Origin of the sequence: Bacillus sp. J14TS2, assembly GCF_018333015.1 — a bacterium.
GTDB lineage: Bacteria > Bacillota > Bacilli > Bacillales > Bacillaceae_C > Lederbergia.
Genome location: NZ_BORE01000017.1, coordinates 1 through 20,573, shown reverse-complemented (window position 1 = coordinate 20,573; position 20,573 = coordinate 1). Strand labels below are relative to the sequence as shown.

17 protein-coding genes and 1 riboswitch are annotated in these 20,573 nt (G+C 39.1%); of the genes, 9 read left to right on the top strand and 8 right to left on the bottom strand.

Annotated elements, in window-relative coordinates:
* Nucleotides 1-232 precede the first annotated feature (232 nt).
* From KI375_RS21610 to KI375_RS21590, 5 genes are all read left to right on the top strand, one after another.
* Entirely contained in the window at nucleotides 233-550 is a 318-nt protein-coding gene (locus KI375_RS21610; protein ID WP_212975477.1) for an ABC-2 transporter permease, read from the top strand.
* A gap of 52 nt (nucleotides 551-602) precedes the next feature.
* Complete coding sequence (locus KI375_RS21605; RefSeq protein WP_212975476.1) at nucleotides 603-1,541, top strand: ABC transporter ATP-binding protein; 939 nt, start codon at nucleotides 603-605, stop codon at nucleotides 1,539-1,541.
* 12 nt (nucleotides 1,542-1,553) lie between these two features.
* The gene (locus tag KI375_RS21600) at nucleotides 1,554-2,684 is read left to right on the top strand and encodes an ABC transporter permease (RefSeq protein WP_212975475.1); all 1,131 of its coding nucleotides are present in this window, start codon (nucleotides 1,554-1,556) and stop codon (nucleotides 2,682-2,684) included.
* A gap of 19 nt (nucleotides 2,685-2,703) precedes the next feature.
* A complete protein-coding gene (locus KI375_RS21595) occupies nucleotides 2,704-3,813 on the top strand; it encodes an ABC transporter permease (protein ID WP_212975474.1) in 1,110 nt (369 codons plus the stop codon).
* Nucleotides 3,814-3,941: 128 nt separating this feature from the next.
* A complete protein-coding gene (locus KI375_RS21590) occupies nucleotides 3,942-4,085 on the top strand; it encodes a hypothetical protein (protein ID WP_212975473.1) in 144 nt (47 codons plus the stop codon).
* A 514-nt stretch (nucleotides 4,086-4,599) separates the two neighbouring features.
* Here KI375_RS21590 and glpK read toward each other — a convergent pair.
* The 4 genes from glpK to KI375_RS21565 form a co-directional block, all read right to left on the bottom strand.
* Nucleotides 4,600-6,090 carry a glycerol kinase GlpK gene (gene glpK, locus KI375_RS21580; protein WP_212975562.1) on the bottom strand — a complete coding sequence of 497 codons (1,491 nt, stop codon included), beginning with the start codon at nucleotides 6,088-6,090 and terminating at the stop codon, nucleotides 4,600-4,602.
* 38 nt (nucleotides 6,091-6,128) lie between these two features.
* The gene (locus KI375_RS21575; protein WP_280528675.1) at nucleotides 6,129-6,689 is read right to left on the bottom strand and encodes a glycerol-3-phosphate responsive antiterminator; all 561 of its coding nucleotides are present in this window, start codon (nucleotides 6,687-6,689) and stop codon (nucleotides 6,129-6,131) included.
* Between the two features lie 63 nt (nucleotides 6,690-6,752).
* Nucleotides 6,753-8,411, bottom strand: coding sequence for a glycerol-3-phosphate dehydrogenase/oxidase (locus KI375_RS21570; protein ID WP_212975471.1), 1,659 nt, complete (start codon nucleotides 8,409-8,411; stop codon nucleotides 6,753-6,755).
* Between the two features lie 185 nt (nucleotides 8,412-8,596).
* A complete protein-coding gene (locus KI375_RS21565; protein WP_212975470.1) occupies nucleotides 8,597-9,283 on the bottom strand; it encodes an SDR family NAD(P)-dependent oxidoreductase in 687 nt (228 codons plus the stop codon).
* A 421-nt stretch (nucleotides 9,284-9,704) separates the two neighbouring features.
* Between KI375_RS21565 and KI375_RS21560 the strand changes: the two genes are divergently transcribed.
* Nucleotides 9,705-11,234 (top strand): glycine betaine uptake BCCT transporter, encoded by a 1,530-nt coding sequence (locus tag KI375_RS21560; RefSeq protein WP_212975469.1) that lies wholly within the window; start codon nucleotides 9,705-9,707, stop codon nucleotides 11,232-11,234.
* Nucleotides 11,235-11,358: 124 nt separating this feature from the next.
* Here the strand turns inward: KI375_RS21560 and KI375_RS21555 are convergent, their stop codons facing one another.
* The 3 genes from KI375_RS21555 to pbp4 all read right to left on the bottom strand — a co-directional run bounded on the left by KI375_RS21555 (nucleotide 11,359) and on the right by pbp4 (nucleotide 15,666).
* The gene (locus KI375_RS21555) at nucleotides 11,359-13,152 is read right to left on the bottom strand and encodes a BlaR1 family beta-lactam sensor/signal transducer (RefSeq protein ID WP_212975468.1); all 1,794 of its coding nucleotides are present in this window, start codon (nucleotides 13,150-13,152) and stop codon (nucleotides 11,359-11,361) included.
* A complete protein-coding gene (locus tag KI375_RS21550) occupies nucleotides 13,152-13,541 on the bottom strand; it encodes a BlaI/MecI/CopY family transcriptional regulator (protein ID WP_212975467.1) in 390 nt (129 codons plus the stop codon). Before KI375_RS21550 ends, KI375_RS21555 begins: the two co-directional genes overlap by 1 nt.
* 82 nt (nucleotides 13,542-13,623) lie before the next feature.
* Nucleotides 13,624-15,666 carry a penicillin-binding protein PBP4(5) gene (gene pbp4, locus KI375_RS21545; protein ID WP_212975466.1) on the bottom strand — a complete coding sequence of 681 codons (2,043 nt, stop codon included), beginning with the start codon at nucleotides 15,664-15,666 and terminating at the stop codon, nucleotides 13,624-13,626.
* Between the two features lie 189 nt (nucleotides 15,667-15,855).
* A riboswitch (SAM riboswitch) is annotated at nucleotides 15,856-15,957 on the top strand.
* A gap of 98 nt (nucleotides 15,958-16,055) precedes the next feature.
* On the opposite strand from pbp4, the gene KI375_RS21540 reads away from it, so the two are divergent.
* The 3 genes from KI375_RS21540 to KI375_RS21530 all read left to right on the top strand — a co-directional run bounded on the left by KI375_RS21540 (nucleotide 16,056) and on the right by KI375_RS21530 (nucleotide 18,717).
* A complete protein-coding gene (locus KI375_RS21540; RefSeq protein WP_212975465.1) occupies nucleotides 16,056-16,820 on the top strand; it encodes an SDR family NAD(P)-dependent oxidoreductase in 765 nt (254 codons plus the stop codon).
* A gap of 22 nt (nucleotides 16,821-16,842) precedes the next feature.
* Nucleotides 16,843-18,156, top strand: a complete 1,314-nt coding sequence (locus KI375_RS21535; protein WP_212975464.1) for a Na+/H+ antiporter NhaC family protein — start codon at nucleotides 16,843-16,845, stop codon at nucleotides 18,154-18,156.
* Between the two features lie 93 nt (nucleotides 18,157-18,249).
* Nucleotides 18,250-18,717 (top strand): S-ribosylhomocysteine lyase, encoded by a 468-nt coding sequence (locus tag KI375_RS21530; protein WP_212975463.1) that lies wholly within the window; start codon nucleotides 18,250-18,252, stop codon nucleotides 18,715-18,717.
* 272 nt (nucleotides 18,718-18,989) lie between these two features.
* Here KI375_RS21530 and KI375_RS21525 read toward each other — a convergent pair whose 3' ends face one another.
* A complete protein-coding gene (locus KI375_RS21525; RefSeq protein WP_212975462.1) occupies nucleotides 18,990-20,315 on the bottom strand; it encodes a hemolysin family protein in 1,326 nt (441 codons plus the stop codon).
* Nucleotides 20,316-20,573: the final 258 nt, after the last annotated feature.

Below are 20,573 nucleotides of genomic sequence, written 5' to 3'. Positions count from 1 at the left end.
AAATTTGGATTTTAGTTGCTATACCTTTTTTGATTCTATCTAGGGAATCAAAGATTACATTGAGCAATTATCAATCTCTGTTGTTAATTCAGACGATGAAGTAGGAGAAAAGATTACCGACAAAATTTCGGAGAATCTTCCTTTTAAAACGAAGGAATCCCAAAGCGTTTTATTTGCTCAAATGTTTATCCATTTCCTAGATATTATAGGGGCCGGAATTGCTGGTTTGTTTATGCTTATTCAAATTATCTCTAGCCAAATTGTCTTTCAGGGAAAACTGATTCCTGAATTTTATCAAGTGCTAGGAAATTGGTTACCGGGGACGTATTACGCTGATGAAATTTACAAAATCTTATTCGGCGGCTCCTCCTTGGCATCATCAATTAGGTTTCTCTTCATTATGGTGGCAGTATTTCTTGCAGTTACTGCTATTGCCTTCTTGATTAGGAAAAATCTTTTCTTAAATAATAAAACGAAAAGTAACCTGATACGAATTAGAGGTATCGCCAACATTTTGATAAAATCCTACGCTAAGGAATTTCCAGATTGAAATGCCCTGAAATAAAACTAAGTAAGTACTTAATAAAAAGGAGGTTTTATGTATGGTTGCTATTGAAACGAAAAAATTGGAGCAGGCTTACAAGAATAAGGGAGGCCCGTTTTATGCATTGAAAGATTTAGACCTTCACATCAACAAAGGAAAAGTGTTTTGCTTATTAGGACCAAATGGTTCCGGCAAAACCACAACGATCAATTTAATTAATGGATTAAATCGACCAACTGCAGGAAATGTTAAAGTTCTTGGACTTGACCCAATAAAAGATATGAAAAAAGTTAGACGTTTAATTTCGGTGGTACCGCAAGAAACAGCTCTTTATAATGATCTTTCTGCTAGGGAAAACTTGCTATTCCATGCGGGGTACTATGGACTGGAAAAAGACAAGTGGCATGATTATTCAGATAAGGTATTAAATCTTGTAGGGTTGACAAAACGGCAACATGATCGAGTTGGAACGTACTCTGGTGGTATGCAGCGGCGTTTATCCCTTGCACGTGCCTTAATAACAGAACCTGAAATTATCCTGCTTGATGAACCGACATTAGGGGTTGATGTGCAATCTAGAAACTCAATCTGGAACCATATACGTGAATTTGCTTCTGAAGGAAAAACGGTACTCTTGACAACGAACAACATGGAAGAAGCAGAATATCTTGCTGACGAGATTATGATTATTGACCATGGAGAAGAGGTTGTACGCGGAACACCACAGTCACTTAAGGAAGAGATTCACCAAAATCTGTTGATATTTCAATTTAATTCGGGACAATCAGCGCAAACAGCATATGATTATTTGCATTCTCATTATGAAACGAAGGCAGATCAAACGACTGTTCAGGTTTCCATACCTGACAAAAATTCCTATTTTGACATTATGAAAAAAGTTGAGCCACTTGCTGATGTGATGGGGAGCTTTGAAATGCGGGAGCCAACTTTGAATGACGTATTTTTGCACTTCACAGGAAGACAGTTAAGAAATTAGGGGGTGATTGACATGTTGACAGCTGTACGTTCGATTGTTGAAAAGGACTTGAAAATTTCTGCCCGTAATCCAGCTATGCTTATCTTAAGCATTCTTGTGCCAGTTGTGTTTATTTTCTTGTATTCGCTCGTTACACAACTCTCTTTTACAAATCCAGTTGCCATTTCTAAAGGGTCTGAAGGCATATATAGCGACCAGTTTGTTGATATGATGAAGGAAATGAAGTCAGTTGATGGTTCTTATTTTGAAATACTTACGACTGATCCCGAAAAAGCATCCAAGCAATACAAATCCGGAAAGATTGCAGGGCTCATAGAAATTCCGTCAACTTTTGATGAAAGCATCGAAAATGGTGAGGTTCCAAAGGTAACTCTCAGCGTTCACAACATGAACGCAGATACGACTAAGAACTTACAACTTCGTTTGTCGCACGCAGTATACCTTTTCCAGGAAAAGCTTGCTCCAGACCAAAACATTGCGGTGGATAAGGTTTTTTCAAAATTTGAGCAAGATGTTTCTTTTAAATGGTACACAGGTATTGGATTATTGGTGTTTGCCGTTTTATATGCTGCCATGATTAATACAGGAATGTTATTGGCTAGAGAGTGGGAAGATCGAACAGCCAAGGAATTAATTTTGACACCTACAAGTTTTTCATCCTTGATTTTAGGTAAGTGGATCACATCATTTATCCAGACATTTGTATCTACACTGTTAGTTATGGTCGTTTTATACTTCGTCCTTGATTTTCCACTAACCCGTATGAGTATGACGTTTGTCTTTTGGTTATTTATTTTATTTTTGCTTGGTGCTTCTATCGGTGCTTTAGCAGCATCAACAATTAAAAAAACATTACCGATTGTCACACTTTCCGCCCTTATTGGGATATCAATCTATTTAATTTCTGGTATCGAATCTTCTATTCGAGGATTTGCTTATGGAGGTTTCGTTGAACCTTTGTGGAAGGTCGCAACGTATATTCCGGTGACCGATATCACGAACCAGCTTCGTTTATTAATTATTACGGGTAGTAGTTCGTTTAATATGATGAGTTTGGTCATGACGGCAGGTCTTATTTTGGTGTTTGGTACGGCATCCATTTACACGTTGCGTAAAGGGTTACGCCTTTCTGGTGGACAATAAAATTGAAGGAGGAATGAAAATGGGAATGAAGGCGTGGATTTATGCCATGGTTGCAGTATATAAAAGAAACTTAAAAATATTAAGGCGGCAAAAACAGTTGCTTGTGACACCGTTTATATTGCCCATTGTCGTTTTAATTTTGGTATCGACTATCATGGGTGGGAGTGATAGCTGGTCAATTGGTTTAATTGATAAATCGAATACAGGTGCTTCTCATGAGCTTATAAATAGTCTTGAAAGTGTTCATTCCGAATTAGCACCTTATTTCAACGTGATAGAAACAAACCCTGATAAAGCAAAAAATGCCGTCGAAGAAGGACGGCTTCACATGACTGTTACAATACCGGAGGATTTTCAAAATACGAACAAAGTTTACACAGATACCTACAATATTAATACAGATATGATGAAAAACGTTAACTTTAGATTGGAACATGGATTGCTAAAAGAAATGGATGATCGTGGCGATTTACAAATAGAGACCAATCTATTAACTGAGAAATCTTATGCTGTACCGCGTTCTGCTTTTTTCGCAGGCAGTGCATTTTTGTTGTCGCTTATGTTGAGTGCAACGATTGTTGCAGCCAATTTATTTAGTTTTGACCGAGAAAACAGAACACGAAAGGAAATTTTGCTAACGCCTGTAGGCATACATGCAGCAGGGTATGGCATTACGCTTGCGTCCGGAACGGTTGCCATACTGGCTTCATTACCAAGCTTATTGTTAGGAATCTTTGCCTATCAATTGAATCCGCAGCATCTATTACAGGTTTATTTGATTATGATACCGGTAATAATCATGTGTGCTACTCTGGGTATGATTGTAGCGCACTTCTTGAAACGATTTCATATTCTCCAACCGATTATTATCATTACATTTTTCGGAACGTTTTTTGCTGCAGGAGGGTTCGCAGGTGTATCTATGCTACCGCCAATAGCACGTGGATTTTCTAGCTTCTGGCCATTTTCCTATATATTTGAATGGCTAAATCCACTTCTTCATGGATTTAATACGTACTTGAGTCCGTTACAATACGTATTGTTAATACTTATAGGATTACTTGGTGTATTACTAATACCATACGTGTATAGACGTGAACTAAAGGGTAATATCAGTGGAGGGCAATAAGCTTTGTTATCAATACGGAGAATATACTTCTCTACGATAAGGAAATTCAGGAATATGTTTGAAATTATTACACTTCACAGAATGCCCCTTCTGTGAAGTGAATCGAACAAATCAGAGGGAAAACCACTATGGAAAACATCCATTATCTCAAACAGGTCACTTCACCAAAGAAACTAGATCCGAAAACATCGTTGTTGACAGGCTTATCCGATAGTTTAGCAGACTGGATGGATCAATATATCCAATTGGCTGTTTTAAGGCATTCGTTCTGATGAAGTGATGAAAAAAGCTATTTTGCACTTTAATCGATTCCTTACATTTTTTAAACAGGCCTACGGTCATGAACGCATTTCGGCTTGTCTAAAACGGGACGTGATCGCTTGGCAGTCTTTTCTTGAGGATACCGGTTTTCATCCCTCAACCATCAATAACCATATCAGCTCTTTGTCGGCATTTACCAGTTGGGTGGATACACAAGACGATATGGCTTATTCGATCAAGTCCAAGGCCAATTTTGTATTATAACTCGGCTACTTTAAGGCCGGACAACGTTTTTTTACCTTTGTCTCCGCGAGGTGGAGGAAGACCTTCACCTTTTCGGGGGATGGGCAAAAACACCCGAAAAGCGAAACTGGGTACATATACCCCCGCTCCGGAAATATTCTTTGCTTTCCGCGGGCGAGTGGCAAGCCTTCTTAGGCTTCGCCAAGCTCTCACTTCCCGCAGGATTCTACGGATATTTCCTCCGCTAAGGTAATATAAAGTTATACCCAGTATCTTTTAAGCTTATTTAAACACCATCGTTGCCTCAATGGCTTTCTTCCATCCATCGTATAGGGATACTCTTTCTTTTTCTTCCATATTGGCTTCGAAGGTTTGGTCTACCTCCCAGAAATGCTTGATTTCATCTTTATTCTCCCAAAATCCAATCGCAAGTCCAGCTAAATAAGCCGCTCCCAGGGCTGTTGTTTCTTCGATCTTTGGGCGTTCCACTGATACATCAAGTAGATCACTTTGGAACTGCATCAGAAAATTATTTTTGACAGCTCCCCCATCGACACGCAATGTTTTCAAAGGAATTCCTGAATCGGCCTCCATGGCTTCTAACACATCTTTTGTCTGATAAGCTAGAGATTCCAATGTCGCACGAATGAAATGTTCTTTCGAAGTTCCTCGGGTAAGGCCAAACACTGCCCCCTTCACATCACTATCCCAATAAGGTGTTCCAAGTCCAACAAAGGCCGGTACGACATACACCCCCTCAGATGATGATACTTTTTGGGCGTATTTCTCACTTTCATCTGCATCCCGAAACATTCTTAATCCATCACGCAGCCATTGAATCGCAGATCCAGCAACAAAAATACTTCCTTCCAAGGCATATTCGATCTTTCCATCGATCCCCCATGCAATCGTTGTCAATAAACCGTGTTTAGATTCAACTGCCTGTTCGCCTGTATGTAAAAGCATAAAACACCCTGTTCCATATGTGTTTTTGCCCATACCACTTTCGAAACAAGTTTGGCCAAATAATGCAGCCTGTTGATCTCCGGCCATCCCAGCAATTGGCACAGAGCGGCCAAAGAAATGATAATCAACAGTGTGTGCATAGACTTCAGAAGAAGGACGTACTTCCGGAAGCATTGTAGCTGGCACATTTAAAATTTCAAGTAATTCTTCATCCCATTGCAGTTCATGGATATTGAACATCAGTGTTCTGGACGCATTCGAATAGTCTGTTACGTGGGCTTTCCCACCAGATAGCTTCCACACAAGCCATGTATCAATCGTCCCAAATAAAAGATCGCCATTTTCCGCTTTCTCTCTAGCCCCTTCAACATGATCCAAAATCCATTTCAGCTTTGTTCCAGAAAAATAAGGATCTAGTAATAAGCCTGTTTTCCTTCTAAAAACATCCTCTAACCCTTGCTGCTTTAGTTCCTCACATATTGGGGCCGTTTGCCGCGATTGCCATACAATTGCATTGTATATCGGCTTGCCTGTATGTCGATCCCATACCACGGTTGTTTCACGCTGATTCGTAATACCAATTCCTGCAATTTGCTTTGGCTGAATATTCTTATCCACCATTACGCTTGCCATTACAGCGAGCACCGAACTCCATATTTCATTAGCGTTATGCTCAACCCAGCCCGAATGTGGGAAATATTGATTAAACTCGACTTGGGATTTATGAAAAATTTCTCCCTTTTTATTAAATAAAATCGCTCTCGTACTAGTTGTTCCTTGATCCAAGGCTAAAATATAACGCTCCACCTCACCACTCCTTTTCATTATTGATTATCCTTGATGGATTAGATTTTTTCAAAGGCCTTCCACAATTCCATTCGGGACGTTGTCACGGCTTCTGCTCCGGCCTCTAAAGCGGCTTGCACTTGCTCTTCTGTACGGATTAAGCCACCCGAAATAATCTTACAACCCGTGTGGGCTTGGATTTCATGAATCAATTCTGACACCACTCCCGGTAAAACTTCAATATAATCGGGTTGTGTGCGTTCAATCAACTGATAACTCTTTTTCAAAGCAATTGTATCCAATAGAAAGGTTCTTTGGATCGCTAAAATGCCCTTCGCTTTCGCTTTTAGAATCATATTGGATCTTGTAGAGATGATCCCAGCTGGTTTTAAATCATTACAAATATATTCAGCTGCATAATCATCTGTATTCAAGCCTTGAATCAAATCAGCATGAACCAGAACCTTTTTCCCATGTTTTTTGGCCACATGGATAATTTTTCGGAGATTACTAATCCGTACTTCGAGTAAAACAAAATATTCATATTGACTATCTAAAAGTCGTTCGAAATTCCGTAAATCTCTTAATGCAGGCAAAATTTTCTGTTCATGGAAAGCCACGATCGTATCCCTTCCTTTCAATTGATATGAAAAAACTTTATTGAAGGATGAGAATTTCTCCCTCTAGACGCTTACTCTACCAGCTCCACGAGTCGCCTGTTTCAATTCATGCTCTAATACCTCCGCTGCTCTCTTGCATTCCCCTTCAGTCCAATGAAACAGGGAGGCCATTTCCTTGATCACAGCATCTTTCCACTGCTGGACCAGCTCAACGTCAAATAATAGCTCGCCTGTTCTTCGGATAAAGAAGTCTACTGGTTGAACCGCCATCTCATGATGAATTGCGTATAAAAGTTGTGCCTGCATAATAACAGGTAATTCCCCTTGTTGCTCTGGCAAATAGTCAAACACAGTATCTACATTTGTACCATATAACTTCGCCAGTTTACGCCCTTCTTCCTGTGTCAATCCATAACTTTCTGCTTTTTTACCTTTTTCTTGAATAAAAGCTTCTAAATGGGCGGAGCCCCCTATGTCTCCTCCTGAAATGGGAAGGTTCCTTGTTTGACAGGCTGGAAAGCTCTTGTCTCCTGGTTGATTTAGTTTGCTTACAACTAAGTTAACCACTGTTTCTGCCATTTTTCGATATCCAGTTAATTTTCCACCAGCAATGGTAATCAGTCCACTGTTTGATTCCCAAATTTCATCTTTACGAGATATTTCTGATGGTGCTTTGCCTTCCTCGTGAATTAAAGGCCTGACGCCAGCCCAACTAGATTCAATATGAGAATCTGCGATATCCAAGTCAGAAAACATATAACGAATAGCCTTCAACAGATAATCACGATCTGCCTGGGTCGCATGCATATCTGCAGGATCACCTTCGTAAAAGGTGTCTGTGGTTCCTACATATGTTTTCCCATTACGCGGAATCGCAAATACCATTCGCCCATCAGGTGTATCAAAATAGACAGCTTGATGTAATGGAAAAATTGCTTCATCAAAAACAACATGCACCCCTTTGGACAAACGCAAATGCTTTTCCGTTTTAGATCCGTCTATATCACGCAGTTTATCTACCCATGGACCTGCCGCGTTAACTAGTTTACTCGCCTTTACTAGTACTCTTTTCTCACTGAGATTGTCTTGCACCTTGGCACCAATCGCTTTGCCCTCGTCATTATAAACAAATTGATCTACTTTCGCATAATTAATTACTGTTGCCCCTTTTTGCACAGCTGCCTTCATGACTTCAATCGTGAGACGGGCATCATCTGTGCGATATTCGACATAATAGCCACTGCCCTTTAATCCAGTTTTTTTAATAAAAGGTACCTTCTTTAAGGTCTCATCAACCGAAAGCATCTTTCTTCTTTCCGCCTTTTTCACTCCAGCTAAAAAGTCATACACCATCAAGCCGATAGAAGTCGTGAATTTCCCAAAAGTCCCTCCTGTATGAAAAGGAAGTAGCATCCATTCTGGTGTCGTGACATGCGGACCGTTTTCATAAACAATCGCCCGTTCTTTTCCAAGCTCTGCCACTTCTTTTATTTCAAACTGCTTTAAATAACGCAACCCACCATGCACTAATTTCGTGGAACGGCTTGATGTACCAGAGGCAAAATCATTCATTTCTACAAGCGCTACTTTCAAACCTCTTGTAGCCGCATCTAAAGCAATTCCCGCACCAGTTATTCCTCCACCTATCACAAGCATATCAAATTCGGCTTGCTCCATATCTTGAAAAACAGCTTTTCTATTTAAACCTGAAAATTCCTTCATAACAGTTCTCCCCCTTCGAATGTGCTAAAAAAGGAGATGCAAAAAAAGAGACCCAAAACAGACACTATAAAACTAGACAATAGTGCTGCTCGGTCTCTCTGCATCTCCAACCATTTATGAACTTATTATTAGATTATCATATTTCTTCCTCACTTGCATGTGTGAAAATTATAAAATTCCTCATTTTATTCACTTGCTTTGATAACCTGTCCATTGACCCCATCTGCCGGTAAAGCTGCCAGTTTTACAATTCCATCAACAACTGTCGCGGGATCCCCTTCTCCATAAGGGTTTTGCTCCGTTTTCAAATTCCCTGGATCAAACATGTTCACTAATATTCCATGTTCCTTTTCTTCAAGCGCCACTGTGCGCATTAATCCTTCCAAACCTGCTTTAGCAGCCGAATAAGCCCCTAAACCTTCATACTCATAATGAGCCATTGCGGAGGTAATGGTGACGATCCGACCATACTGTTGTTTTCGCATTATCGGAAGAAATGCGTTTGTTACAATGAAGGAGCTAGATAAGTTGAGACGAATCGTGTGATCCCATAACGAAACTATCATGTCATGAACTGTACTGAATCCCCCAGTCCCGCCGACGTTATTGATTAACACATCTACCCGATCCACCTGATCGATTAATTGATCACGCAGCGTGTTCACCTCTTCTGGATTCGTTACATCCACAGGAAATACAAGCGACCTGCCCCCTGCCTGCCCAATAACCTCTGCTACGTCCTGTAATTTTCCCTTACGTCTTCCGGTTAATACAACTTCTGCTCCTTCGGCCGCCATTTGAATCGCTGTTGCTCTTCCTAAACCAGTTCCTGCACCTGTCACTAGGACAACTTGATTTGTTAATAATCCCATAATGATCACTCTCCCTATGTATTATTTTGCCCATCCACTCACTTACTCCATAAAACAAAGGAATCAACTGCGGACTAATAATTTTCACTCAATATTTCTGTATGCCCCAAATTCTGAATTCTTTCCCTTAAAAATATTTACAATATTCATTGTATTAATGAGCGAACCCCATGTAAACGAATTTGTCTTCGAACCATACATGTAAACCAGCTATCTTTTGCATCATTATCTCTCGGATTCAACCTGAATGAATTATCGTTTAACGAGGAAAGATAAAGTGACCTGCAACAGGGAGTCGCTGGTTGGGGTTTCATTTTATCTTCCGTTGGGAACACACTCTATAAACAAGTCATTTGAAAAAGGTCACAATCATTGGTATGGTGAAAAAATGAAAAAATTTGTTATTAGAAAGGAAAACGGCATGAATAAAATTTCGAACGTGTTTTGGATATCTGCTGCTTTCTTAGTTATTGCAGTTATTTTTGGAGTTGCGGCACCAGATAGTTTTGAAGCCATGACCTCTAATGTGAAGGATTTTATTACAACTAGTTTTGGTTGGTATTATTTAATCTTAGTTTCAGTAATTGTCCTCTTTTGTGTCTTTCTTATTTTTAGTCCTGTTGGAACAATTCGATTAGGGAAACAAGATGATAAACCTGAGTTTTCTCGAATCACTTGGTTTGCCATGCTCTTTAGTGCAGGGATGGGAATTGGTTTAGTCTTTTGGGGGGCAGCAGAGCCTATTTCCCATTTTGCCATTAACCCAGCCACTGCTGAGCCCGGTACAGACGAAGCAGTAAAGGAATCGATGCGTTATACGTTCTTTCATTGGGGAATTCATGCATGGGCGATATATGCATTTGTTGGATTAAGCCTTGCCTTTTTCAATTTCCGGAAAGGCCGGCCCGGCTTAATTAGTGCCACTTTAGAGCCAATATTAGGTAAATATGCAAAAGGCCGAATTGGCGTATTGGTTGATATCATCGCTGTGCTAGCTACGGTCATTGGGGTTTCCACAACGCTAGGCTTTGGAGCCGCTCAAATTAATGGTGGACTTTCTTACCTTTTTAATGTGCCCATTTCCTTTCCGGTCCAGCTTGTCATTATTGCTATTGTTACCGTCTTATTCTTAATATCAGCTTGGTCCGGATTAAGTAAAGGAATCAAGTACCTAAGCAACACAAATATGGTTTTAGCTGTATTATTACTTATTTTAGTCTTTATCCTTGGCCCTAGCTTATTAATTTTGAATATGTTTACGGATACGATCGGACTTTATTTGCAAAATTTAATTCAAATGAGCTTTCGGGTTGCCCCTTTGGATTCTAGTCATCGAGAATGGATTGATGGTTGGACCATCTTTTATTGGGCTTGGTGGATCTCTTGGTCACCTTTCGTTGGTATATTTATTGCCAGGGTTTCTAAGGGACGTACTATTCGCGAATTCGTCATTGGAGTTCTTTTAGCTCCAGCTATTGTCAGCTTTATTTGGTTTGCTGTATTCGGTACAGCAGCGATTGATGTTCAGCAAGTTGGAACAATTGATTTGACCCAATTTGCAACAGAAGAAGTGTTATTTGCCGTCTTTCATGAAATGCCGTTTTCTATCGTCCTGTCACTTATCGGGATTGCTTTGGTTGCGATCTTTTTTATCACATCTGCAGACTCTGCAACCTTTGTATTAGGTATGCAGACAACTTATGGATCTCTTACCCCCCCCAATACTGTTAAGCTTTCATGGGGAATTATTTCAGCAGCTATGGCCTCTATTCTCTTATATAGTGGTGGCTTGGACGCATTACAAAACGCTTTAATTATTGCGGCCTTACCATTCTCCATTATCATGATCCTGATGATGTTCTCGCTTTATAAGGCATTGGCCAGTGAGAAAAAAAGGCTGGGACTTGTGCGAAGACCCAGGGAACCAAAAGCAGAAAAGTCATCAAAATAAGGCTCCTAAGAAAGTGTAAAACTGCAATTTACCTATAAGCCAGAAGTTTATAAATTCCTGCACACCAAAAAACCCGAGATTCTATATTAGAATCCGGGATTCTTTGGTTTAGGCGTAAACAGCATTAATACAAATAAATGTTTTTATCCTGGAGAATGTGATTGGCGATCTCAGCTGCTTTACTACCGTTAGCCCCATCATTTTGAATATTAACAGCAAAATAATAAAAATGATGATTCTTTTCGATATAGCCAATAAACCAACCATTCACATCTATTCCATTAATCGTACCTGTGCCTGTTTTTCCATGTAATTGTCCCTGTGCTTTCTTCTCAATTGAGATTGCTTGCTTAACGGCCTGAATGTTTTCTTCTCTGAAACCGAAGCGGTTTTCTTGTAACGCAACTAATAATTCCACTTGTTCAATTGGAGAAATTTTTAATGAAGATTCCATCCAATATTGATCCAGCTGCCCGGAAAGATTCTCATTTCCGTACATTATTTTATCAACATAATGTTGTAATTGTTTTTTGCCTACCTTCTGATCAAGATTCTGGAAATACCAGTTCACTGAACTTCCTATGGCTGTATCCAAATTATGGTTTTGATTCCATTCTGGATAAGGGTGAACTTCACCATCCCAGGTCTGTACATTGTTGTCAGGTGTTATCACATTTGACTCTAAGGCAAATAAGGCTGAGTAGATTTTATAGGTGCTGTTAGGAGAAACTCTTTGTTCACTCATCTTCCGATTATAAATATGATATTGATCTTCGGATGCATCATATAAAACAAAACTGCCTTTATATCCTTGAAAATAACGAGCTAAATCTTCATATATAACCTCTTCCTCATCGAATGCATAAACATCAGAACTGGCTACAGCATTAGTGAAGGGTGTCAGGCATAGCACAAACATGCCTAAGGCTATGCAAATGGCTATACTTTTCCGTCTCAATAATTGTGAATCCTCAGTATGCTTCGCAATGCTAAGGATTCTTTGTTTTATTTGCTTTTTCGTTCCTCCTATTCCTGGAACAAATTGTTCATACACATGATCATGTTTTCCTCTCGCAAAATGAAGAATTGTATGCCCATAGTCGATATAGTTATCTTCATCTATCAGACTTAGCACAGATGCATCACAAGCTAATTCACGATCGATTCTTATCCGTTTTAAAGCATACCAAACAAATGGATTAAACCAATACAAGATTTGCAAGGCCCACATCAGATTATTAACGAGCACATCTTTGTTTTTTTGATGGCTTAATTCATGTAAAAAAACATATTTTAATTCATTCAATGAAAATTCCCTTTGAGCATGTAAAGGCAAAAGGATAGATGGCTTTATCATCCCAAAGGTAATCGGGGAGTTGATCATTGAAGTCTCCTGCAAAGTGATCTCTCTTCTGACCCCGACAATCTTCTTACACTCTTCTAACAGATCGCTTATTTTTTGATTGCTTATAAGTGAAGCCGACTTTTTAATTTTGCGGATTTGGCCATGTGAATAGATAATCCATCCAGCTAAGACAACTATGCCAATTACCCAAACGATTAACCCCATAGTGAACACAAATTCTGGAGTTGACCTATTCACCGATATAGCAAAATCGCGTAATAGATCACTGTTTTCCGCTTGAGAGATTGTGGACCCAGTCATACTTTTTTGCTTAAGGGAATTCGCTGTATTTTGCGTGAATATATTTGTAAAAAGCGTTGGGATTGCTCCAAGTTTGAAAAAATCCCATGGAAAAAAGGGCGTCATTAGGGGAACGAAAAGAAAGTACCAAATTTTATAATGCACTTTAATAGAAAGATGCTTGCTCAATCCCTTTTTAAGCAAAAGAATCGTGACAATCAGCAAAGTAACTAGCAAAGTACTTAGCATAAAACGATGTATAAAGGCATCCATTATTCTCCCCCTTTCTTCTTCTCCCTTTCAGATAATATCGCTTTTAATTCATCTATATCTTCTTCTGACAGTTGATCATTCTCAATAAAATTTAACACCATAGAATTTAGAGCACCATTAAAAAACTGTTTAAGGAATAGTTCACTTTTTTGTTCAACATATTCATGCTGTTGAACAAGTGATGTGTAAACAAACACTCTTCCATCTTTTCTCGTTTGCAATACCTTTTTCTTTACTAGACGTGCAAGCATCGTATGAATGGTATTTGGTTTCCAGTCAATTTTCCCCATAACCTTCTCGACAACCTCGGGAGTTGAGATCGGCTCATACTTCCATACAATTTTCATCACTTCATATTCTGCTTCCGATATTGGCGGAATCTCACTCATTCTTCAAACCCCCTACTCTTACATGTGTAGTATTTATTATATAAAATAAATACGCAGGCGGTCAAATCAAGCAGCGCATATGTTATGTGCCCATTTTTGAGAAATAGGCATATAATTCTTCTATAAACGCTTGGTTTAGCTGGGTTGCAGAGTTTCCGGAAGTATAATTCTCTACAAGTGAAAGAACTAAAAAATCATACTCATTTGTATCAAAAGCAAGTAAAAAACTGTTTTCATTCCCTTGTTCACCTTGTTTCAATTTTAACTCAGCTGTGCCCGTTTTGGCAGCTAAATGATGCTCTGGGTTATACAGACTATGGGCCGTTCCATTTGGATCATCAACTACCTCAACCAAGCTATCTTTTATTTCATTGACTGATTTACTTGTGAGTGCAGCTTTCGTTTTTCTTTCTTTTTTATCTGCTAATAATTGCGGATAAATGATATTTCCCTCATTCCGAAAAGCAGAGTACATCACAGCCTGCTGAATGGGAGTCATCAATAATTCCCCTTGTCCATATGCCGTATCAGCTAAGAGGATTTCTGAATCAAATGTATCTTGATTCGATATTTGCGCGGGCTTCATAGCAATGGGTAAATCTAATTCTTCCCCAAAGATGAATTGGTCTAAGCCCTTTCTGAAACGTTTTTCTCCTATCTCTAATGCTTCTTGGGCAAAATAGATATTATCAGAGTAAATTAAGGCCTGCCTCATATTTACCTCACTTACATCAGAAACACGGGTCACAGAATAACCTCCCCAGCTTTTATCCTTTTGCCAATTTAAACCACTTATTTCTCTTACCTTATCTACTTGTGTCACATTTGCATCAAGGCCAATGCCTGCTGTGATCGTCTTAAATGTTGACCCGGGTGCATAACCGACTGCAAATCTAGAAAGAAATGGTTTTCTCTCATCATTCGCATATTCATTGTAATCATCCTGCGATATCCCTTGCACCATTTTATTAGGATCAAACGACGGCGAACTAACCAAAGCATAGAGACCACCGTCTTCGGGGTTCATCACAACTGTTGCTCCTGGTTTCTCTTTCAAATGCTCATAGGCTTTCTCTTGAATATAGGCATCGATGGTTAATTGAATATTTTCACCATCCATCTTCTCTACCTTTTGAATTTCTTGCTTCTTCTCTCCCTGTTCATCAACGATAACAAGCTCCCCGCCATCTTTTCCCCGTAATTCCTTATCAAAAGCTCGCTCTAACCCCATTCTTCCAATCATATTTTCTTCAGATAAATTTGGATTTTTTTCTAAATCCTCCTCTGTGACCTTACCAATATAACCGACTAAATTAGCTGCTGCCTCCTTTAAAGGGTAATAACGAACCTTAGTATCTTGGTAGGCAACCCCAGGCAATGGCTTTACTTTATCAGATTCAATGATTTTAAGAGGTACGAATAAATCGTCTTTTATCCAATCTTGTTGTAGTGTTTCATGCAAATCATTCAGTGAAATATTAAATTGTTTACTTATATTTTCAAGACTACTTTCTTTTTCCTTCCCCTGACCCAAGTCTTTCGGAATGACACCTGCCCATTTAAAATCCTCATTAACAGCCAGTTTATTGCCAGCATGGTCATGAATTTCACCACGTTCCGCTCGGGAAACACGAAAGGCTACCTTATCCTTTCCCTCCATTTCTGGAAAAATAAGAGAAGGATCCCATTCTACAAAATAATCATCATCCTTTCTCACAAGCTTTGCCTGATAATGCAATTTATCCATGTTACCTAGAGGTGTGGTGAAACTTAGTTGGAATGAAAGCATTTGTTCATTATGATTTATTTCATCTATGTTTACCTTAGTAGCACGGATGTTTTGAATAGGGATGCCATTAAAAATCTTTTCATATTTATCTTTTACTTCGTCTAAAGTATAGTCTAGCGCTGTGTATGATTGCTTATCAAGTACATCACCCAAATCCTCATACTCTTTATCTTCTAAAATTTGCAGGAAATGATCCGCTAATTCTTGAACTTGGTCGCGATCACCTGCATGTATAAATTGAAAGTAACCAAATCCCCCAATCCCTATGAGCAAGAGAAATATTATTATTATATAAGGAAGCATTCGTCGCTTGTTTCTTCTCATTCGACTAGTCATATATTCATCTCATCCTTTAGTTATTATTAAATACTACAAATGTAGTATAATGAGCAAAACTACACACGTAGTAATTAAAATCATTATAGCATGCTCTTAAGGATTTAGCCAATACGTAAAACAGCCTCTGTTGACTTGCATAGTTATTTAGGGTAACTTATTAATAGTCAATTACATATTGTATGCTATTTCTTATCTAGAGAGGTGGAGGGACTGGCCCTACGAAGCCTCGGCAGCGGACTCTTAGAAGTACTGTGCCAATTCCAGTAGTTACTTACTTGAAGATGAGAAGAGGAAGTCTACTATGTTTTTTTAAAGCCTCTTTCATTCAAATGAAGAGGTTTTTTTATTGGGTAAAAGTGAAAAGACATCTCAAAGGAGGACAACCAATGTACTCGATGGATTTAACGGGAAAAGTAGCCATTGTCACAGGTGGGGCAAATGGAATCGGAAAGGCAATTGCCGATGCATTTTTGGATTGTGGTGCAAAAGTGGCGGTTGCTGATATGTCCATGTCAGAAAAGGACGCAAATGATCATCTATATTATGTTCAAACCAATGTATCTAAAAGCGATGAAGTAGAAGCGATGATAAAAAAAGTAACAAATCACTTCGGGAGATTGGATATTCTAGTCAACAATGCAGGAATTTCCACGATGGATTATATGGTGAATATTAAAGAACAAGATTGGGATCGGACGATGGATGTGAACACAAAAGGGGTATACTTATGCATGCAAGCGGCCGCCAAAGTTATGAAGGCCCAAGGGGAAGGCGGGAAAATTATTAATATTTCCTCCCAAGCTGGAAAAAATGGCTATCGCTTGATGGGAAGTTACGTAGCCTCGAAGCATGCAGTATTGGGAATCACAAAGGTAGCTGCAATTGAATTGGCTCCAGACCAAATTAATGTGAATGCTGTATGTCCAGGGATCGTAGAAACGGATATGAAAAGGACAGAAAGAGTAATTGGCGGGGAACTTCGAGGGCTAGATGGAGAAGCGATTCGTTTAGAAGACAACTCTCAAGTACCATTAGGAAGAACAGCATCGCCAAAAGATATTGCCAATGTTGTCGTTTTTTTAGCTTCAGAATACTCGGATTACATGACTGGACAAGGTATCAACGTTACTGGCGGGATGACAATGAACTAATCAAGTTTAAGGGGGGATATTTATGACAACGAAGACGAAAAAAGGAAGTCTTCTAGCACTGTTACCATTGCTTGTGTTTGTGTTGCTTTTTATTGGGAATGGAATTATTTCCGGAGACTTTTCGAATATGCCATTAAATGTTGCGATTGTTATTGCTGCAGCCGTTGCATTAGCGATGAACAGAAAGGAAACCTTAACAAAAAAATTAGACATTTTTACAAAAGGGGCTGGCCATCCCAATATTATTTTAATGGTTGTGATTTTTATATTAGCAGGTGCATTTGCAGAAACTGCTAAGGGGATGGGGGCGGTTGAATCTACCGTGAATATGGGGCTATCCTTCATCCCTAGTAATCTATTAATGGTAGGATTATTTATTGTCGGCTGCTTTATTTCCATTTCAATGGGGACATCCATGGGCACAGTAGCTGCTTTAGCGCCAATTGGCATGGGTATTGCTGACCAAACGGGAATATCAATGGCTTTAGCTATGGGGACGGTCATTGGCGGAGCCATGTTTGGCGACAATTTATCAATGATTTCAGATACGACGATTGCCGCAGTGCGTACGCAAAAAACAAAGATGAACGACAAGTTCAAAACAAACTTTTTTATTATTTTACCCGGAGCAATTGTGACAGCCCTCATTCTTTGGGTTGTAACAATGGGAAATGAGATCCAGACTCTTGGGGAATATCCTTTCAATTTCATTAAAATTCTTCCTTATATCCTTGTGTTGGTTTCCGCATTAGTAGGGATTAATGTTGTCGTTGTTCTGCTTGGAGGAACGCTTTTTGCCGGAATCATCGGCTTAATCGATGGTTCCTATACACCAACGGGGTTGATCAAAGCAGTCTCAGAAGGAATTATAGGTATGGAGGATATTGCTATTGTAGCCGTACTTATTGGTGGTATGATAGGCATTATTCAACATAATGGAGGGATTGATTGGCTGCTGAACTTTGTAACCAGCAAGTTGAAAACAAAAAAGGGTGCCGAATTCGGAATTGCCGGATTGGTTAGTGTAGCAGATATCGCAACAGCCAATAATACGATTTCGATTATTATGACCGGTCCATTAGCTAAAAATATTGCAGATGAATATAAAATTGATCCGCGAAAATCAGCGAGTCTATTGGATATTTTCGCAAGCTGCTGGCAAGGACTTGTTCCCTATGGCGGACAAATGCTTGTTGCTTCAGGACTAGCTGCGATTTCACCTGTTAGTATCATACCATTCTCATTCTATCCGATGGCACTTGGGATCTGTGGTATTTTAGCCATACTCTTTAACTTTCCAAGACATCGTCATACAAACAGCAAGAATAAAGAGTAAATGGATTGAGGATAAATAGATAAAAAACAAATTTAAATAAAATATGTTACGATATTAATAGAAATAATAAATTGTTTAGGAGTGAATTAGATTATGGTTCAAAAAATGAATGTCGAAAGTTTTAATCTTGATCATACAAAGGTAAAGGCACCTTACATCCGCCTAGCAGGAGTCACAGAAGGCGCAAATGGGGATGTTATTCATAAATATGACCTTCGCTTAAAACAGCCAAACAAGGCGCATATGGAAATGCCTGCTCTTCATTCACTTGAGCACTTAATGGCAGAATTAATTCGTAATCACCATAATAGTGTAGTCGATTTAAGCCCAATGGGATGCCAAACAGGATTCTATCTAACCGTAATTAATCATGACAATTTTGATGAAATCCTTGATGCTGTTGAACAAACGCTAAACGATGTTCTCGCAGCGACAGATGTTCCTGCCTGTAATGAGGTGCAATGCGGTTGGGCAGCAAGCCACAGCCTAGAAGGTGCACAAGCACTCGCCCGCGAAATGCTCGCACAAAAGGATGAATGGCGCGAAGTATTTGGGGAATAAGAAAAGCGCAAGCGCCCGCTAGCAACGTACAAACTTTCATAGTAAGGATGAACAGCTAAAAACGCGCTGTCCTGGCGGCAGACTCAAACGTGACGTCCTGTCGCTTCATCTGCACTAGTAACATCCTTGTACGTCGCAACGCCGATGGACTCGCATCCTGCGAGCCTCTCGGGGCTAGGCGCTGGAGCTGGATGAAAAATCTTCTTGTTAGGGTGTTTCTAAACCACAAAGAAAGCATGCTATTGGTTATTTAGCATGCTTTCTTCGTTTATTTATTCATTTTCAACCATTTGTAAAAGGACTTCTTCCCTTTTAGCGGAAATATAGCGGACCTGATGTCCATCCATTTCTTTTACAGTGAAGGTAAAATGATCATGTGAAAAGGTATCTCCCATTTTCACATCACTATCCTGTGATAAGATCCATCCTCCGAGCGTATCTACCTCTTCGTCAGATAATGAGATGCCTAATAAATCATTTACTTCATTCACTAGGACTTTTCCACTTAGCACATATTGGTTTTCAGAAATTTTGGTAATTTCCTCTTTCTCATCTGCATCAAATTCATCACGGATATCTCCAACGATTTCCTCGATAATATCCTCAATCGTGACAAGACCTGATGTACCGCCATATTCATCCATTAACACAGCCATATGAATACGTTCTTGCTGCATTTTCAAAAATAACTCCTGAATGGAAATCGTTTCAATAATGAGAATCACTGGCTTAAGAAAAGCAGTCAATTTCATCTCTGAGTTAGATTTAGTGTGGCTGATCTGGGCCATTAAAATATCTTTTACATTGACAATTCCTACAATATTGTCTTTATCTCCATCATAAATAGGATAACGTGTCAGCTTCTCTGTTTTTATGATGTCCATCCAGTCTTGGAAACTATTATCGGTCGAAAGAGAAATCATTTCGGTTCTAGGAACCATAATTTCTTTTGCACTTCGGTCATCAAACTTAAAAATATTATTCACGTATAATAGTTCTGATTGATTAATTTCCCCGCTTTTATAACTATCTGACAAGATAATTCTTAACTCTTCTTCAGTATGGGAAGTTTCGTGCTCCATCACTGGCTGCATACCAAACGCTTTAATAATAAGCCGAGCAGAACCATTCAGTAACCAAATGAACGGAAACATCAATTTGTAAAACCAGATAATCGGTTTAGCAGCAAGTAAGGTAATATTCTCTGCTTTTTGAATGGCCATTGTTTTTGGTGCAAGCTCCCCTACTACGACATGAAGATACGTAATAAATATAAATGAAACTGCAACCGAAATAATGGTCGAAAAAGATGGATTAATTTGCAACTTATCAAGAACTGGATCAAGTAAACTTTTGACGGCTGGCTCACCCAACCAACCAATTCCAAGAGCTGTAACAGTAATCCCTAATTGACAGGCGGACAAATATTCATCCATGTGAGTGGTCACATGCTTGGCAGCTTTTGCCCCAGGCTTCCCTTCTTCTACTAGCTGGTCAATCCGAGAACTTCTAATTTTAACAATCGCAAATTCCGTGGCAACAAAAAAGGCGGTTAAAGCAATTAATAAAGCAATTAAGAGTAAACTGGCAACGTCCAAATGGTTCACCTTTCAGAGAAAGGTGGTCCACCTCCTATTTTTTTAAAATGGTGTTAAGATCTATTATACAATGAAAAAGTAGTGTATGTATATTATTAATTATTGATAAATATGTTCTTTTTTTCCTCAAGCCCGGGAGTTTGACACCTAAAAACCTAAAAAATGTACAAAAGCCTTGATAGGGCTTTATTTTTTTGTCAAATTTTCCCTTTAGTTATTTCGTAACACTTCGTAACATGTTATAATATAGGTAACTAA

Coding starts and splice junctions, on each gene's coding strand:
- KI375_RS21565 (WP_212975470.1), bottom strand. CDS start 9,283: ATGGGATTATTAACAAATCAAGTTGTCCTAGTGACAGGTGCAGGAACT.
- pbp4 (WP_212975466.1), bottom strand. CDS start 15,666: ATGACTAGTCGAATGAGAAGAAACAAGCGACGAATGCTTCCTTATATA.
- KI375_RS21610 (WP_212975477.1), top strand. CDS start 233: ATGCTTATTCAAATTATCTCTAGCCAAATTGTCTTTCAGGGAAAACTG.
- KI375_RS21540 (WP_212975465.1), top strand. CDS start 16,056: ATGTACTCGATGGATTTAACGGGAAAAGTAGCCATTGTCACAGGTGGG.
- KI375_RS21550 (WP_212975467.1), bottom strand. CDS start 13,541: ATGAGTGAGATTCCGCCAATATCGGAAGCAGAATATGAAGTGATGAAA.
- KI375_RS21605 (WP_212975476.1), top strand. CDS start 603: ATGGTTGCTATTGAAACGAAAAAATTGGAGCAGGCTTACAAGAATAAG.
- KI375_RS21590 (WP_212975473.1), top strand. CDS start 3,942: ATGGAAAACATCCATTATCTCAAACAGGTCACTTCACCAAAGAAACTA.
- KI375_RS21600 (WP_212975475.1), top strand. CDS start 1,554: ATGTTGACAGCTGTACGTTCGATTGTTGAAAAGGACTTGAAAATTTCT.
- KI375_RS21595 (WP_212975474.1), top strand. CDS start 2,704: ATGGGAATGAAGGCGTGGATTTATGCCATGGTTGCAGTATATAAAAGA.
- KI375_RS21530 (WP_212975463.1), top strand. CDS start 18,250: ATGGTTCAAAAAATGAATGTCGAAAGTTTTAATCTTGATCATACAAAG.
- KI375_RS21560 (WP_212975469.1), top strand. CDS start 9,705: ATGAATAAAATTTCGAACGTGTTTTGGATATCTGCTGCTTTCTTAGTT.
- KI375_RS21535 (WP_212975464.1), top strand. CDS start 16,843: ATGACAACGAAGACGAAAAAAGGAAGTCTTCTAGCACTGTTACCATTG.
- KI375_RS21570 (WP_212975471.1), bottom strand. CDS start 8,411: ATGAAGGAATTTTCAGGTTTAAATAGAAAAGCTGTTTTTCAAGATATG.
- KI375_RS21555 (WP_212975468.1), bottom strand. CDS start 13,152: ATGGATGCCTTTATACATCGTTTTATGCTAAGTACTTTGCTAGTTACT.